This window comes from Pseudoalteromonas sp. S1610 (assembly GCF_005887465.1).
Lineage (GTDB): Bacteria > Pseudomonadota > Gammaproteobacteria > Enterobacterales > Alteromonadaceae > Pseudoalteromonas > Pseudoalteromonas undina.
In genome coordinates, this window is the sequence record NZ_PNDI01000055.1 from 29,302 (window position 1) to 44,398 (window position 15,097).

The window sequence follows — 15,097 nt, forward strand, 5'->3', positions numbered from 1 at the left end:
TACATTGTGTTACAGCAACAATTAACAACTTTGTTAGCGCAAACTGATATTGCGCTAACACAAAAACAACAGCAACAACTTGTCCGCTATGTTGAATTACTCGATAAGTGGAATAAAGCCTATAACTTAACCTCGGTACGTTTGCCTCAAGAAATGATGGTTAAACATATAATGGATAGCCTAGTTGTTGCTCCTCACTTGACCGGTCATCATTATATTGATGTTGGCACAGGTCCTGGTTTACCGGGCATAGTGTTAGCTATTGCCTTACCTGAAACGCAGTTTGTACTATTAGATAGTTTAGGTAAACGTGTACGTTTTTTAATGCATGTTAAACATGAGCTTGGCCTTGATAATGTCACCCCGGTGCAGTCAAGAGTTGAAGAATATCAGCCAAGTGTTAAATTAGATGGCGTACTAAGTCGTGCATTTGCATCGTTACAAGATATGATTGACTGGTGCTCGCACTTAATTGATCATTCAGGTAAGTTCATTGCACTTAAAGGGGTATTTCCAAGTGAGGAATTAGACTCACTCCCTACAGGTGTTAAGTTTGAGCAAAAAATTGCATTAGAAGTACCGGATTTAGATGCACAACGACATTTAATAATTCTTTCTAAAGACTAGGGATCAGAGACACTGTGGCAAAAGTCATCGCATTAGCAAATCAAAAAGGTGGAGTAGGTAAAACTACCACTGCCGTTAATCTCGCTGCATCTATGGCTGCAACGAAGCGTAAAGTGCTGTTAATAGATCTCGATCCGCAAGGCAATGCGACCATGGGCAGTGGCGTCGACAAATATGGTGACGTCCCTACTATCTATGACTTGCTCATAGAAGATAAGCCTATTGATGAAGTGATTATTAAAGAAACCTCAGGCGAATATCATATGATTGCTGCAAACGGTGATGTGACCGCTGCAGAAGTTAAGCTGATGGAATTATTTGCGCGAGAAGTACGTTTGCGTAACGCGCTTGAAAAAATACAAGATCAGTATGAGTTTATTTTTATAGACTGCCCGCCTTCTTTAAATATGTTAACCGTTAATGCCATGGCCGCTGCCGATTCTATTTTAGTACCTATGCAATGTGAATATTATGCACTGGAAGGATTAACAGCATTAATGGACACGATTACGCAACTTGCTAAGTTAGTTAACCCTAACTTACAGATTGAAGGCATACTTCGTACTATGTACGATCCGCGTAATCGACTAGCAAATGATGTATCAGAACAATTAAAACAACATTTTGGCGATAAAGTATACCGTACGGTGATCCCACGTAATGTTCGACTTGCAGAAGCCCCAAGTTTTGGTGCCCCAGCAATGTACTACGATCGAGCATCAAGTGGCGCGAAAGCTTATTTAGCTCTCGCTGGTGAAATGCTACGCAGAAAAGAAAAAACAACTCCCGTTGTCGCCTAACTTTGAGGTAAAAAAATAACATGTCTGCTAAAAAACGAGGTTTAGGCCGAGGACTCGATGCGCTTTTAAGTTCATCTAAACCTGCACCAAGCGAAGGCAAGGAACAGGATACTGCTAACGTAACCAGCGCAGTTGAAAATGCAGCGCAGCCTAGTAACAGTGAATTACAAAAACTACCGATCGAGCTTTTACACTCAGGTAAGTACCAACCTCGTAAAGACATGTCTGAAGAGGCACTCGAAGAACTCGCCAGTTCGATACGCTCACAAGGAATTATTCAACCTATCGTTGTGCGCCCTGTTGCGCATAACAGCTATGAGATTATTGCCGGTGAACGTCGTTGGCGTGCTGCACAAATTGCTAAACTTGAGTTTGTACCCTGTATTATTAAAGACGTACCTGATGAAGCTGCCGTTGCTATTGCTCTGATTGAAAATATTCAGCGTGAAGACTTAAACGCTATGGAAGAAGCGATTGCACTTAATCGGTTGCTTAATGAGTTTGAGTTAACGCATCAACAAGTGGCTGATGCCGTTGGTAAATCACGTACGACCGTGACTAACTTATTACGCTTAAATAATCTAAATAACGATGTAAAAATTTTGTTAGAGCATGGTGACATTGAAATGGGCCACGCACGTTGCCTGTTAGCACTTGAAGGCGAAGTGCAATCAGACGCAGCCCGTTTAGCTGTTGCAAAGGCATTGACCGTTCGCGAAACAGAAAAACTAGTACGCTCTATTTTAGAGCCAGCTCCAGCAAAAGAAGTAGTAGAAAAAGACCCAGATGTTAAACAGTTAGAGCAGCAGCTTGCTGATAACCTAGGGGCAAAGGTAGAAATAAATTACAACAAAAAAGGCAAAGGGAAGTTGGTTATTTCTTACACTAATCTTGACGAGTTAGACGGTATTTTAAACCGTATCAATCAAGACTATTCCCACCATTAATTCATTGGATGTCTAAAAAGGGACATTTACAGCGATTTTGTGTTACAAAGCACCTACTCAAGTTGCAAAACTGGCAGGATTAAGTATAATTTCGCCAGTTTTCATACCCTGACAATTAGAGCGTCATAAAGGTTAATTAAAAGTGACTAATAAGTTAGCGAGCCCGTATAGGCTTGCCGCATTAAAATTAATTTGCCTTCAGGGATTTGTAGCCCTTTTAGCTGCACTAATAATTTTTATAGGTTGGGAAACCAATGCCGCACTTTCAGCTCTAGCTGGTGGCGCAGTCGCAGTACTTCCTAACTTTGTATTTGCGCTTTATGCATTCAGATATATGGGTGCAAGTCGAGCAAATCAAGCGTATGCCTCGTTAAAACGCGGCAACGGATTAAAATTTATGCTAACAATCGTTTTGTTTGCACTAATGCTAAAGCTTTATCCGGTAGTACTGCTACCTTTCTTTTGTGCTTATGTGTTGGTGTTGTTTACAGGATTGTTTACACCCGTTTTTTTTAAACATTAACTTTTGGGATATAACATGGCTGCAGAAGAAGTTACTCTATCTAGCCATATTCAGCACCACTTAACCAATGCTAAGATGTGCTCGACCGACGCTGGTCTTGCCTTCAATAAAGCATGTACGGATAGTGGCTTCTGGACATGGCATATAGATACCCTCGCATGGTCTATCGGACTAGGTCTAATATTTTTATGGATCTTCCGTAGTGCCGCAAAAAAATCAACTCTGGGTGTACCTGGAAAACTTCAATGTTTCATTGAAATGGTTGTTGAGTTCGTTGGCGACAATGTACGCGATACCTTCCATGGTAAAAGTAAGCTAATTGCACCATTAGCATTAACAATATTCGTTTGGATATTCTTAATGAACTTAATGGATTTAATCCCAGTTGACTTCCTACCTGCATTTGCTGGCTTTGTTGGCGAAACTGCATTCGGTATGGATTCACACGACGTATACATGAAAATTGTACCAACTACAGATATCAACATGACAGCTGCACTTGCGCTGGGCGTGTTCATTCTAATGATTGGTTACTCAATTAAAATCAAAGGTATCGGCGGTTTTATTAAAGAACTAACACTTCACCCGTTTAGTTCAAACAATACAGCTATGCAGATTCTTTTAATCCCATTCAACCTATTACTAGAACTTATCGCATTGGTTTCTAAGCCGTTTTCACTGGCTCTGCGTTTGTTCGGTAACTTATATGCAGGTGAGTTAATCTTCATCCTTATAGGTGCTGTAGGTTTAATGCAACTACCGTTGCACTTTGTGTGGGCTGTATTCCATATCTTAGTAATCGTATTGCAGGCATTCGTATTCATGATGCTTACAATCGTATACCTAAGCATGGCAAGTTCAGATAATCACTAATTACTATATTTACAATTTTACTTTTACTTTTAATACAATTGAAACTTTGGAGAAATAAATGGAAGCTTTAGAATTATTAAACGGCTTAAAATACATCGCAGTAGCTTTACTTATCGGTTTCGGTGCAATCGGCACAGCAATCGGTTTTGGTAACATGGGCGGTAAATTCCTTGAAGCATGTGCACGTCAACCTGAGCTAGCACCATCGCTACAAGTTAAAATGTTTATCCTTGCTGGTCTAATCGATGCTGTAGCAATGATTGGTGTTGGTATCGCGATGGTATTGTTGTTCGTACTTTAATTTTATTTTTTGAACAGCTTACTATTTAAGGAGGAGCGGTTGTGAACTTAAACGCCACTCTTATCGGTGAATTAATTGCGTTTACGGTGTTCGTATTATTTTGTATGAAATACGTATGGCCACCACTAAACGGTGCAATTGAAGCTCGCCAGAAGAAAATCGAAGATGGTTTAGCTGCCTCTGATAGAGCCGAGAAAGACTTAGAACTAGCGCAACAGAAAGCTGCAGAACAGCTTAAAGATGCAAAGGCTCAAGCGGCTGATATCATTGATCAAGCTAAAAAGCGTGCCGTGCTAATTGTTGACGAAGAAACTGTTCGTGGTCAGCAAGAGCGTGAAAAAATTATTGCTCAAGGGCACTCTGAAATTGAATCAGAGCGTAACCGTGTGACAGAAGAGCTACGTAAGCAAGTAGCAACTCTGGCAGTGGTTGGCGCAGAAAGAATTTTAGAGCGCGAAATCAATCAAGCCGCACATAGTGACATCGTTGAAAAACTTGTCGCTGAGCTGTAATTAGGAGGGTATGAGCATGTCTGAATTGACTACTATCGCTCGCCCATACGCTAAAGCGGCTTTTGAACTTGCCGTTGAAAAAGGCGCTATTGAAAGCTGGAATGACATGTTGTTCTTTGCTGGCCACGTTGCCAGCAATGAACAGGCATCTACCATTTTAGCTGGATTGCCTACTGCTACCGCACAAGCTGAGTTATTTATTAACTTATGTGGTGAGCAGCTCAACGAACAAGGTCAGAACCTAGTTAAGGTGATGGCTGAAAATGGACGTTTGATTGCACTACCTGAAGTTGCTCATTTATTTTCTGCTTTAAAAGCAGACTATGAAAAAGAAATCGATATTGATGTGATTTCGGCAACACCTCTTGCTGCAGCCCAGCAAGAATCATTGGTAGCGGCACTTGAAAAACGTTTCGCACGCAAAGTTAAGCTGAATTGTAGTGAAGACGCTACAGTAGTTGGCGGCCTTATTATTAAGGCAGGCGACACTGTAATTGACGGCTCTTTACGCGGTAAATTAAATCGCTTAGCCACAACACTACAATCGTAATTGGGAAAAAGAGCATGCAACTTAATTCCACTGAAATTTCAGATCTGATCAAACAACGTATTGAGAAGTTCGAAGTTGTAAGTGAAGCTCGTAACGAAGGTACAATTGTATCTGTTACTGACGGTATCATTCGCATCCACGGTCTAGCTGACTGTATGCAAGGTGAGATGATTGAGCTTCCTGGCAACCGTTATGCTATCGCACTAAACCTTGAGCGCGACTCAATTGGTGCAGTAGTAATGGGTCCTTACGCTGACCTTACAGAAGGCGTAAAAGTATACACAACTGGTCGTATCTTAGAAGTGCCTGTTGGTGCGGGTCTACTTGGTCGTGTTGTAAACACGCTAGGTGCTCCTATCGATGGTAAAGGCGCTTTAGATAACGACGGTTTTGAACCTGTAGAAAAAATTGCACCAGGTGTAATCGAGCGTCAATCAGTAGATGAGCCAGTACAAACTGGTTACAAATCTATCGATGCGATGATCCCAGTTGGTCGTGGTCAGCGTGAGCTTGTTATCGGTGACCGCCAAACAGGTAAAACTGCACTAGCAATCGATGCAATCATCAACCAAAAAGACACAGGCGTTAAGTGTGTGTACGTAGCGGTTGGTCAAAAAGCATCTACTATTGCTAACGTAGTACGTAAATTAGAAGAGCACGGTGCACTTGCAAATACTATCGTAGTTGTAGCATCTGCTTCTGAATCTGCGGCACTTCAGTACTTAGCACCGTTCTCGGGCTGTACTATGGGTGAATACTTCCGTGACCGTGGTGAAAACGCATTAATCGTATATGATGATTTATCTAAGCAAGCTGTTGCTTACCGTCAAATCTCATTGCTACTTAAGCGTCCACCAGGCCGTGAAGCATACCCAGGTGACGTATTCTACCTTCACTCGCGTCTTTTAGAGCGTGCATCACGTGTAAACACTGATTACGTAGAAAAGTTCACTAATGGTGAAGTGAAAGGTAAAACAGGTTCATTGACGGCATTGCCTATCATTGAAACTCAAGGCGGCGACGTTTCTGCGTTCGTACCGACAAACGTTATCTCTATCACCGATGGTCAGATCTTCTTAGAAACTGACTTATTCAACTCAGGTATCCGTCCGGCAGTAAATGCTGGTATCTCGGTATCGCGTGTTGGTGGTGCTGCACAAACTAAAATCGTTAAGAAACTAGGTGGCGGTATCCGTCTAGCCCTAGCTCAGTACCGTGAATTAGCTGCGTTCTCGCAGTTCGCGTCTGACCTTGATGATGCTACTCGTGCTCAACTTGAGCATGGTGAGCGTGTAACAGAGCTAATGAAGCAGAAACAGTACGCGCCAATGTCTGTTGCTGAAATGTCTTTGTCGTTATTCGCAGCTGAGAAAGGTTACTTGCAAGACATCGAAATCTCTAAAATCATGGATTTCGAAGCGGCATTACTTTCTTTCGCAAATAGCACATACGCAGAGCTTATGGCTCAAATCAATGAAACTGGTAACTACAACGCCGAGATCGAAGCGCAGCTTAAAGAACTTCTAGAGAAGTGCAAGTCTACGCAAACTTGGTAATTTAGTTATTAATGGTGTGCTTTATATCCTAAAGCACACCTTGATTCGGAGAGAGAGTCATGGCCAGCGGAAAAGAGATTAAAAGCAAGATCGGCAGTATTAAAAATACTCAAAAGATCACTAGCGCAATGGAAATGGTTGCTGCGTCTAAAATGAAAAAGGCGCAAGAACGAGTGGCTTCAAGCCGTCCATACGCTGAAAAATTACGAAAAGTGATTGGTCGTGTTGCTCAAGCAAATCTTGATTTTACTCACCCGTTCTTAGAAGAACGTGAAGTAAAACGAGTTGGTTATATTGTTATCTCTACTGACCGTGGTCTATGTGGCGGCTTAAACTCAAATGAGTTTAAGAAAGTTGCATTAGACATTAAAGCGTGGAAAGAGAAAGGCGTAGATGCTGATTTTGCTACTTTAGGTAGTAAAGCAGCTGGCTTCTTTCAACGTTTTGGTGGTCAAGTGCTTGCTAAAAAAGCAGGTCTTGGAGATAAGCCTTCAGTACAGGACGTAATTGGTCCGGTAAAAATAATGCTAGATGCATTCTCTGAAGGTAAAATTGACCGTTTATTCCTGGTATATAACAACTTTGTTAATACCATGAAGCAAGAGCCAATAGTAGATCAGTTACTCCCTTTGCCAAAAGCTGAAGAAGAAGTATCTACACATGCGTGGGATTACTTATATGAACCAAACCCAGAGGCTATTTTAGAGTCTTTGTTAGTACGTTTCATTGAATCTCAAGTATACCAAGGTGTAGTTGAAAACGCTGCCTCTGAACAGGCTGCCCGCATGGTTGCAATGAAAGCTGCAACTGATAATGCCGGTGACCTTATGGATGAGTTACAGCTTGTATATAACAAAGCTCGCCAAGCAGCAATCACACAAGAAATTAGTGAGATTTGTTCTGGTTCAGCAGCAGTTTAATGCTTCAGGCAAAGATTAACGAGAGGAATAGACATGAGTTTAGGTAAGGTCGTCCAAATTATCGGCGCCGTTGTGGATATCGAATTTCCACAAGACAGCGTGCCAGCCGTATATGACGCGCTAAAAGTAACAGATGGCGATTTAGCTGGTTTGACTTTAGAAGTTCAACAGCAGCTAGGTGGCGGTGTGGTACGTACTATCGCACTAGGTACTACAGACGGTTTACGTCGTGGTGCTTCAGTAGAAAACACAGGCGAAGCAATTCAAGTTCCAGTTGGTACTAAGACCCTAGGTCGTATCATGAACGTACTTGGTGAGCCAATTGATGAAGCAGGTCCAATCGGTGAAGACGAGCGTATGTCTATCCACCGTGCAGCACCTACTTACGAAGAGCAATCAAGCTCAGTTGAGCTTTTAGAAACGGGTATCAAGGTAATCGACCTTGTATGTCCATTCGCTAAAGGTGGTAAAGTTGGTTTATTCGGTGGTGCCGGTGTTGGTAAAACCGTAAACATGATGGAACTTATCCGTAACATCGCAATCGAGCACAGCGGCTACTCAGTATTCGCAGGTGTTGGTGAGCGTACTCGTGAGGGTAACGATTTCTACCATGAAATGAACGATTCAAACGTACTTGATAAAGTATCGCTTGTATACGGTCAGATGAACGAGCCACCGGGTAACCGTTTACGCGTAGCGTTAACAGGTCTTACTATGGCTGAGAAGTTCCGTGACGAAGGTCGCGACGTACTTTTCTTCGTAGATAACATCTACCGTTATACACTTGCGGGTACAGAAGTATCAGCACTTCTTGGTCGTATGCCATCAGCGGTAGGTTACCAGCCTACACTTGCTGAAGAAATGGGTGTACTTCAAGAGCGTATCGCATCTACTAAGACTGGTTCAATTACTTCAATCCAAGCGGTATACGTACCTGCGGATGATTTAACGGATCCATCTCCAGCAACAACGTTTGCTCACTTAGATGCAACAGTGGTACTTTCACGTGATATCGCATCACTAGGTATCTACCCAGCGGTAGACCCTCTTGATTCATCTTCACGTCAGCTTGATCCACAAGTAATCGGTGAAGAGCATTACGGTATAGCGCGCGGCGTTCAAACAGTTCTTCAGCGTTACAAAGAACTTAAAGACATCATCGCGATTCTAGGTATGGACGAGCTTTCTGACGAAGATAAGCAACTTGTATCTCGTGCACGTAAAATCCAGCGTTTCCTATCTCAGCCATTCTTCGTGGCAGAGGTATTTACAGGTGCGCCAGGTAAATACGTTTCACTTAAAGACACAATTGCAGGCTTCAAAGGTATCTTAAACGGTGAGTTTGATGATATGCCAGAGCAAGCGTTCTACATGGTTGGCTCTATTGAAGAAGCTCAAGAAAAAGCCAAAAGCATGTAATTAGGAGGGTAGTATGGCAGCTATGACTGTACATCTTGATGTAGTAAGTGCTGAAGAGAAATTATTTTCTGGTTTAGTAGAATCTATTCAAGTATCTGGTAGTGAAGGTGAGTTAGGTGTTAATGCCGGTCACGCCCCACTACTAACTGCCCTTAAACCTGGTATGGTACGTTTAGTTAAGCAATTTGGTGAAGAAGAACTCATCTATATTGCTGGCGGTACACTAGAAGTTCAACCGAACATAGTAACCGTACTTGCTGATACAGCTGTTCGTGGTGAAGACCTGGACGAGAAAGCTGCAGAGCAAGCTAAACGTGACGCTGAAGCCCAAATGGCAAAAGGTGCATCTGCTGAGCTTGATTACAATCAAGCCGCAATGCAACTAGCTGAAGCAATTGCTCAGCTACGCGTTATTCAGCAATTACGTAAAAAGTAAGCCTATCTGGTTTTTAAAAGCCCACTTTATGTGGGCTTTTTTGTGCCTGATGATAAATCCTGTCGCTATTTGTAAATAAATTAATCGTTATGGCTAATATCTCTTCATTATTACTTATATCTACGCAAGATCCTCGCTACAATAACCCTATTCTATTAGGTGTTACTTTGCTTAAGTTAAGATTCAGTAGTCATTGCTTAGCCTACTGAGTATTTGCACATGATGTGACTTACGTAATCTACTTTGCAGCACACTTATTCTATTAAGCTAAAACAACGGAAAAAGGAAATTGTTTTAATGGCTCTAACAACGGTTATTCTTGCAGCGGGTAAAGGTACCCGTATGCGCTCTGCTCTCCCTAAGGTACTGCATAAAGTGGCAGGTAAACCTATGGTGCAACATGTTATCGATAATGCCAATGCGCTAGGTGCTACATCGACTAACTTAGTTTATGGTCACGGTGGCGAACTATTACAACAACAATTAGCCGATAATAACGTAAACTGGGTGCTGCAAGCTGAACAGCTAGGTACAGGCCACGCAGTGGCACAAGCTAACCCACATATAAATGACGACGACACCGTACTGGTTTTATACGGTGACGTACCTTTAACAAAGCAATCTACACTTGAACGCTTATTAGCAGCGACACCTAAAAATGGCTTAGCAGTATTAACCGTTAATTTAGCAAATCCAAATGGTTATGGGCGTATGCTGCGTGTTGATGGCAAGCTAGTGGGTATTGTTGAGCAAAAAGATGCCAATGCAGAGCAGTTACTTATTAACGAAGTAAACACCGGCATTATGGCGGTTAATGGTAAGCTTTTAAAAAGCTGGTTAGGTAATTTATCCAACAATAATGCCCAAGGTGAATACTACCTAACAGATATAGTTGCTATGGCGCATAGTGAAGGCGTAGAAATTACATCAGCACAGCCTGATCACCCAATGGAAGTTGAAGGTGCAAATAACCGCGTACAACTTGCAGGATTAGAGCGTGCTTACCAAGCATGGCAAGCAGAAGAACTCATGCTAAATGGGGCCACCCTTGCTGACCCTGCACGTATTGACGTACGTGGCGACGTTAAAACAGGTGAAGATGTCCTCATCGATATCAACGTTATTTTTGAAGGTACAGTAACCTTAGGTAATAACGTACAAATTGGTCCTAACTGCGTACTTAAAAACTGTAGCATCGGCGATAATGTTATTATTAAAGCTAATACACTAATTGAAGATGCATCAGTTGCGGCTAAATGTACACTCGGTCCATACGCCCGCCTTCGCCCTGGTGCAGTAATGGAAGAAGACTCGCACATTGGCAATTTTGTCGAAATGAAAAAAACCCGTTTAGGTAAAGGCTCTAAAGCAAACCACTTAAGTTACTTAGGTGATGCTGAAATTGGCGAAAAAGTGAATATTGGCGCAGGCACAATTACCTGTAACTACGATGGCGTGAATAAAGCCAAAACTATTATTGGCGATAATGCCTTTATAGGGTCTAACTCGTCACTGGTTGCGCCTGTAAACATTGGTGCTACAGCAACTGTGGGCGCGGGCTCTGTTATTACCAATACCGTCGCGGATGATCAGCTAGCTGTAGCACGTGGCAAGCAACGTAATTTAGATGGTTGGAAACGTCCTGTTAAAAAATAGTAATGACCATTACTTATTAAATATTTAAAGCGAGTTTTATAACTCGCTTTTTTATTGCCTAAATATTCTTAATTAATTAGACTATTAGATAATGGATTAAAATATAACTCAAGGAAGTGTTACATGTCAGCTTATGCTCGCCGGGCAATCGTTGAAAGACAACGCCAAAGCCAAATAAAAAGTATTTTATCAGGTAATAGTCTATTCATTATTTATAAGCTTTAATAAAGCACTGAGTGAAGACCCTTATGGAGTATTCGGTGCATTATTTGGGGTTCCGAGCATAAAAATATTATGAAAATATTTAAATGGGAAAAAGCAAGTAAGAGTGGCAGAAACCTCGCTTTTAAAGAATTATGTATAAACTTGTTAGGGTCTATCGTAATTTGCATTCTTTGCTTTGCTCTAATTTATACCGTCATCTCAGAAATTAGTTTACTGGAAGCTGTTGGGTCTAGTTATTTTATTAAAGAAAAAAGTGGAAAGGTTCTTTTACTTTTTTTCCTTTTCCTTTTCCCTTTTTCTTTATTTTTTTTAGCTTCTATTCAGAAGTTATTAAATTATAAATCTGAATACTTAATGACAGGCTTTGTTAAAGGGTTGTTTATTGCATTACCTTTATTTCTTTTGCTAGTAATCCCTTTCAACTTGTATATAGAGTCATATATAAAAAGCAATGGCTATACTTATTGTAATTGGTATACCAGTCCACATTCAGAGGTCCCGATGTTTGGTTAAAAAATGACGAGTTATGCTTACAAGATGGTTCTGTAATCACTAGTGATATTTATGATTGGTTTGAAATGCATAATGAAAAAGGAATTGAGCCAACACTTAATGAACTTGAAGTTTTTATACAAGAAACTAGAGCAGAGTATAATCGTTAAAATTAACTCAAAATTGCTGCAGTCGTTTTTATTTAAAATAACCAGCTAAGCTAAATAATTTTATAAAGGGATTTTTCTGGCTTCCAAAGGTAAATTTAACCCTAATAAAAATGAGCTATAAACAATGTCTATTTTAGAATGGAAAAAATCCGAAGAACGTTTTACAGAACAAAGCTTCGAGCATAAATTAACTGTTGTGATAGGCCTGTTTGCTTTTATATTTTTTACAATTGCTTTATTTTATTTCTCTTATTATGGGTATGTTGAAAATGTTTATTTTGATGAGTCGCTTTATTATATTCGAGAAAGCGGCTTGTTGGCTCCGATAATAGTAATGGCTCCATTTCCTGTTTTAATGACAATTGCAGGTTTACAAAAAGTATTGAACTTCCGCAATGAAAAAACAGTAAGGTTAATGGTAAAGCTTATGCTGCGCGCAATACCTTTATATATAATTTTATCTATTGTTAATAGCTTTTACATTGAGTCTAAATTAACACGTGAGAGATATAGCTTTTGTAATTGGTATACCAGTCCATCATTCAGAGGTCCCGATGTTTGGTTAAAAAATGATGAGTTATGCTTACAAGATGGCTCTGTCATAACCAGTGATGTTACCGATTGGTTTGAACAGAAAAATCAACAAGGTATTGAGCCTTCCGTTGATGAGTTAAAAAAGTTTATTAAAATAACTCGAAAAAGGCGCGATGATTATATAAATAATATGTAGTGGCCAGTCTGATTAAATAAGCTAACCCCCACAAAAAAGTGAGTTTCATACTCGCTTTTTTATTGCCTAAATATTCTATAAATAAAAATGCCATACAGTTGTCATCCTTGTGTGTTGATATTTAACGAATACAACACTAAGGAAAATAATAATGTTAAACAAATCAATAATAGCCCTTTCTTTGCTATCACTATTAACTGGTTGCTCACTAGATGGTGATGACGGCCAAGATGGCGTACAGGGTGTACAAGGTACCGCGGGTAATAATGGCGAAAACGGCACTAATGCAAATTCAGCTTTAAATATCAATCTTATTGGCCGCGCAGTACTCAATGCACAAAGCCCGGAAGGTGCAGCTGAAATAGTCGCCTACCAAGCCTCTAAAAAATGGATTTATGCCATTAATAGCTCTGGTGATGAAGCTGTTGTGAATATCATTCCTGCCGATACGTTCGACACTGCGGCATTAGTAAAAGATAACGAAGGTATTGTAACCGCGACCAATTTAGCCTCTGCCATTACGCTCTCACTAAATGAAAATACGCCTGGCGATGCAAACAGCATAGCTATCGATGCGAATAACCAATTATTAGCGGTAGCAATGGCTGCTACAAGCGTGGGCGAAGCTGGCCAAATAGCGTTTTACAATATTAGCGGAGATACACCAGTATTTATTAAAAATGTAACAGTAGGTGCCCTACCCGACATGGTGGCATTTAGTCATGATGGTGCAAAAGTAGTGGTTGCTAATGAAGGTGAACCTAATGGCGACTACAGTATCGATCCCGAAGGCACTATTAGCATTATCGATATCACTAACGGCACTATTGCCGATAACGCTTTGAGCATAAACTTTCAAGATTACAATAATAAGCAAGCTGAATTAGAAGCGCAGGGTTTAGTGTTTGCCAATCCCACTGGACGTACTATTAATGGTAATTTAATAAATACCACCGTCGCTATGGATTTAGAGCCAGAGTATGTGAGTATTTCCAAGGATAATAAATACGCCTATGTCTCTATTCAAGAAAATAACGGCCTAGCTATCATCAACCTTGAAGATAATTCCCTTGAGCTAAAAGGGCTCGGTTTTAAAGATTGGTCAAACTTACAATTTGACGCTTCAGACAAAGACGGCGGTGTTAACTTTAAATCATACCCTGGTTTATATGGCATGTATCAGCCAGATACAATTGCAAGTTTTAGTTGGAAAGGAGCCAACTTTATTGTATCTGCCAATGAGGGTGATGCACGCGAATACTTTTTTGATGCCAGCGATGAAGCTGATTGTATAGCCAAGGGCGGCCTTGATTATGACGCTAAAGATGGGTGTTTGGCATATATAGATGAAAGCCGCGTAGAAGATCTAGCTCTCGCAGCTAACTTCGATTACTTAAATAACGATGATAACGACATTGGTCGTTTAAAAGTTACAACAGTAAAAGGTGATAAAAATAACGATGGCCAATACGAATCTCTTTATGCCTATGGCGCACGCTCATTTACCATTTGGGATAGCAATGGGCTGGTGGTGTTTGACTCAGGCGATCAAATTGCACGAGTAACCGCTTCTGTTCATGGTAACGCGTTTAATAACAACGAAGATGAAAACAAAGGCGATACACGCTCAGATGATAAAGGGGCAGAACCCGAAGCGCTAACATTAGGTAAGGTTGGCGATAGGTTGTTTGCTTTTGTTGGCTTAGAGCGTATGAGCACAATAATGGTGTTTGATATAACCAACCCTTACGATGTGAAATTTCAAGACTACTTCTATAATCGTGGTTTAGAACCAAGTGCAGATATAAGTGGCGACCTTGCTCCTGAAGGAATGACATTTGTTCCTGCAGCGCAAAGTGCAACAAACGAAGCACTGCTTATAGTAGGTAATGAAATCTCAGGCTCAATTGCCGTATGGGAAATAACAACTCAGTAATTAATAAAGTGTTATGTAAAAGCGATTAGCAGTTATCTATAAATCGCTTTTACTTCCTCCCCCTCTTGCAATCATGCCTTGTGTGAATGAATTTTAATCAAAAACAGCTCTGTAGCCCTTTGTTTGTATGGTTACTGTACTAAATTGAAATTAATTTAATAAAACTGAAATAAAGCATTGACCCTCTCCAGAATATCCCTATAATGCGCATCCACTGACCCGGCAGGCAGCAATGAAAAGCGCTGAACAAACGGTAAGTGAGTCGAGTAAAACTTAGCTTTCAAATCTTTTAAAAGAAACTGAAAATTAAGTGTTGACAAAAAAATAGGAAAGCGTAATATGCGCAGCCCTAGCGAGATAAAGTTTAACGCTTTAATCGCAACGTTCTTTAACAATATAAAGCAATCATCTGTGTGGGCACTCG

The 15,097-nt window shown here is 40.6% G+C and carries 17 protein-coding genes; 16 read left to right on the forward strand and 1 reads right to left on the reverse strand.

Annotated elements, in window-relative coordinates; all coding sequences use genetic code 11:
* Positions 1–6 precede the first annotated feature (6 nt).
* From rsmG to CWB77_RS16120, 16 genes are all read left to right on the forward strand, one after another.
* A complete protein-coding gene (gene rsmG, locus CWB77_RS16045) occupies positions 7–627 on the forward strand; it encodes a 16S rRNA (guanine(527)-N(7))-methyltransferase RsmG (RefSeq protein WP_008112113.1) in 621 nt (206 codons plus the stop codon).
* 14 nt (positions 628–641) lie between these two features.
* Positions 642–1,427 carry a ParA family protein gene (locus CWB77_RS16050; protein WP_008112117.1) on the forward strand — a complete coding sequence of 262 codons (786 nt, stop codon included), beginning with the start codon at positions 642–644 and terminating at the stop codon, positions 1,425–1,427.
* A gap of 20 nt (positions 1,428–1,447) precedes the next feature.
* Positions 1,448–2,374, forward strand: a complete 927-nt coding sequence (locus tag CWB77_RS16055; protein WP_138623587.1) for a ParB/RepB/Spo0J family partition protein — start codon at positions 1,448–1,450, stop codon at positions 2,372–2,374.
* Positions 2,375–2,516: 142 nt separating this feature from the next.
* Positions 2,517–2,897, forward strand: a complete 381-nt coding sequence (locus tag CWB77_RS16060; RefSeq protein ID WP_008112121.1) for an ATP synthase subunit I — start codon at positions 2,517–2,519, stop codon at positions 2,895–2,897.
* A 15-nt stretch (positions 2,898–2,912) separates the two neighbouring features.
* A complete protein-coding gene (gene atpB, locus CWB77_RS16065) occupies positions 2,913–3,770 on the forward strand; it encodes a F0F1 ATP synthase subunit A (RefSeq protein WP_008112123.1) in 858 nt (285 codons plus the stop codon).
* A gap of 58 nt (positions 3,771–3,828) precedes the next feature.
* Positions 3,829–4,071, forward strand: coding sequence for a F0F1 ATP synthase subunit C (gene atpE / locus CWB77_RS16070; RefSeq protein WP_008112128.1), 243 nt, complete (start codon positions 3,829–3,831; stop codon positions 4,069–4,071).
* A 41-nt stretch (positions 4,072–4,112) separates the two neighbouring features.
* Positions 4,113–4,583 carry a F0F1 ATP synthase subunit B gene (gene atpF / locus CWB77_RS16075; protein WP_008112130.1) on the forward strand — a complete coding sequence of 157 codons (471 nt, stop codon included), beginning with the start codon at positions 4,113–4,115 and terminating at the stop codon, positions 4,581–4,583.
* Between the two features lie 16 nt (positions 4,584–4,599).
* Complete coding sequence (gene atpH, locus CWB77_RS16080; protein WP_008112132.1) at positions 4,600–5,133, forward strand: F0F1 ATP synthase subunit delta; 534 nt, start codon at positions 4,600–4,602, stop codon at positions 5,131–5,133.
* A 14-nt stretch (positions 5,134–5,147) separates the two neighbouring features.
* Positions 5,148–6,689 carry a F0F1 ATP synthase subunit alpha gene (atpA, locus tag CWB77_RS16085; protein WP_008112134.1) on the forward strand — a complete coding sequence of 514 codons (1,542 nt, stop codon included), beginning with the start codon at positions 5,148–5,150 and terminating at the stop codon, positions 6,687–6,689.
* A 59-nt stretch (positions 6,690–6,748) separates the two neighbouring features.
* Positions 6,749–7,609: a F0F1 ATP synthase subunit gamma gene (atpG, locus tag CWB77_RS16090; RefSeq protein ID WP_008112136.1), complete on the forward strand. Its 861-nt coding sequence runs from the start codon at positions 6,749–6,751 to the stop codon at positions 7,607–7,609.
* Positions 7,610–7,642: 33 nt separating this feature from the next.
* Positions 7,643–9,028 (forward strand): F0F1 ATP synthase subunit beta, encoded by a 1,386-nt coding sequence (gene atpD, locus CWB77_RS16095; RefSeq protein ID WP_008112138.1) that lies wholly within the window; start codon positions 7,643–7,645, stop codon positions 9,026–9,028.
* Positions 9,029–9,041: 13 nt separating this feature from the next.
* Complete coding sequence (locus CWB77_RS16100; protein WP_008112140.1) at positions 9,042–9,464, forward strand: F0F1 ATP synthase subunit epsilon; 423 nt, start codon at positions 9,042–9,044, stop codon at positions 9,462–9,464.
* A gap of 297 nt (positions 9,465–9,761) precedes the next feature.
* Positions 9,762–11,120 carry a bifunctional UDP-N-acetylglucosamine diphosphorylase/glucosamine-1-phosphate N-acetyltransferase GlmU gene (gene glmU / locus CWB77_RS16105; RefSeq protein WP_138623589.1) on the forward strand — a complete coding sequence of 453 codons (1,359 nt, stop codon included), beginning with the start codon at positions 9,762–9,764 and terminating at the stop codon, positions 11,118–11,120.
* Positions 11,121–11,414: 294 nt separating this feature from the next.
* Positions 11,415–11,858: a DUF1240 domain-containing protein gene (locus tag CWB77_RS18825; RefSeq protein ID WP_502705062.1), complete on the forward strand. Its 444-nt coding sequence runs from the start codon at positions 11,415–11,417 to the stop codon at positions 11,856–11,858.
* A gap of 273 nt (positions 11,859–12,131) precedes the next feature.
* Complete coding sequence (locus CWB77_RS16115; RefSeq protein ID WP_138623591.1) at positions 12,132–12,737, forward strand: DUF1240 domain-containing protein; 606 nt, start codon at positions 12,132–12,134, stop codon at positions 12,735–12,737.
* 151 nt (positions 12,738–12,888) lie between these two features.
* Positions 12,889–14,673, forward strand: coding sequence for a choice-of-anchor I family protein (locus CWB77_RS16120; RefSeq protein WP_138623593.1), 1,785 nt, complete (start codon positions 12,889–12,891; stop codon positions 14,671–14,673).
* A gap of 155 nt (positions 14,674–14,828) precedes the next feature.
* Here the strand turns inward: CWB77_RS16120 and CWB77_RS18495 are convergent.
* Positions 14,829–15,097, reverse strand: a 269-nt coding sequence (locus tag CWB77_RS18495; protein WP_138623595.1) for a hypothetical protein, incomplete at its 5' end; no start/stop codon positions are given.

Coding starts and splice junctions, on each gene's coding strand:
- CWB77_RS16055 (WP_138623587.1), top strand. CDS start 1,448: ATGTCTGCTAAAAAACGAGGTTTAGGCCGAGGACTCGATGCGCTTTTA.
- CWB77_RS16100 (WP_008112140.1), top strand. CDS start 9,042: ATGGCAGCTATGACTGTACATCTTGATGTAGTAAGTGCTGAAGAGAAA.
- CWB77_RS18825 (WP_502705062.1), top strand. CDS start 11,415: ATGAAAATATTTAAATGGGAAAAAGCAAGTAAGAGTGGCAGAAACCTC.
- atpA (WP_008112134.1), top strand. CDS start 5,148: ATGCAACTTAATTCCACTGAAATTTCAGATCTGATCAAACAACGTATT.
- atpH (WP_008112132.1), top strand. CDS start 4,600: ATGTCTGAATTGACTACTATCGCTCGCCCATACGCTAAAGCGGCTTTT.
- atpE (WP_008112128.1), top strand. CDS start 3,829: ATGGAAGCTTTAGAATTATTAAACGGCTTAAAATACATCGCAGTAGCT.
- atpG (WP_008112136.1), top strand. CDS start 6,749: ATGGCCAGCGGAAAAGAGATTAAAAGCAAGATCGGCAGTATTAAAAAT.
- glmU (WP_138623589.1), top strand. CDS start 9,762: ATGGCTCTAACAACGGTTATTCTTGCAGCGGGTAAAGGTACCCGTATG.
- CWB77_RS16115 (WP_138623591.1), top strand. CDS start 12,132: ATGTCTATTTTAGAATGGAAAAAATCCGAAGAACGTTTTACAGAACAA.
- atpD (WP_008112138.1), top strand. CDS start 7,643: ATGAGTTTAGGTAAGGTCGTCCAAATTATCGGCGCCGTTGTGGATATC.
- CWB77_RS16120 (WP_138623593.1), top strand. CDS start 12,889: ATGTTAAACAAATCAATAATAGCCCTTTCTTTGCTATCACTATTAACT.
- atpB (WP_008112123.1), top strand. CDS start 2,913: ATGGCTGCAGAAGAAGTTACTCTATCTAGCCATATTCAGCACCACTTA.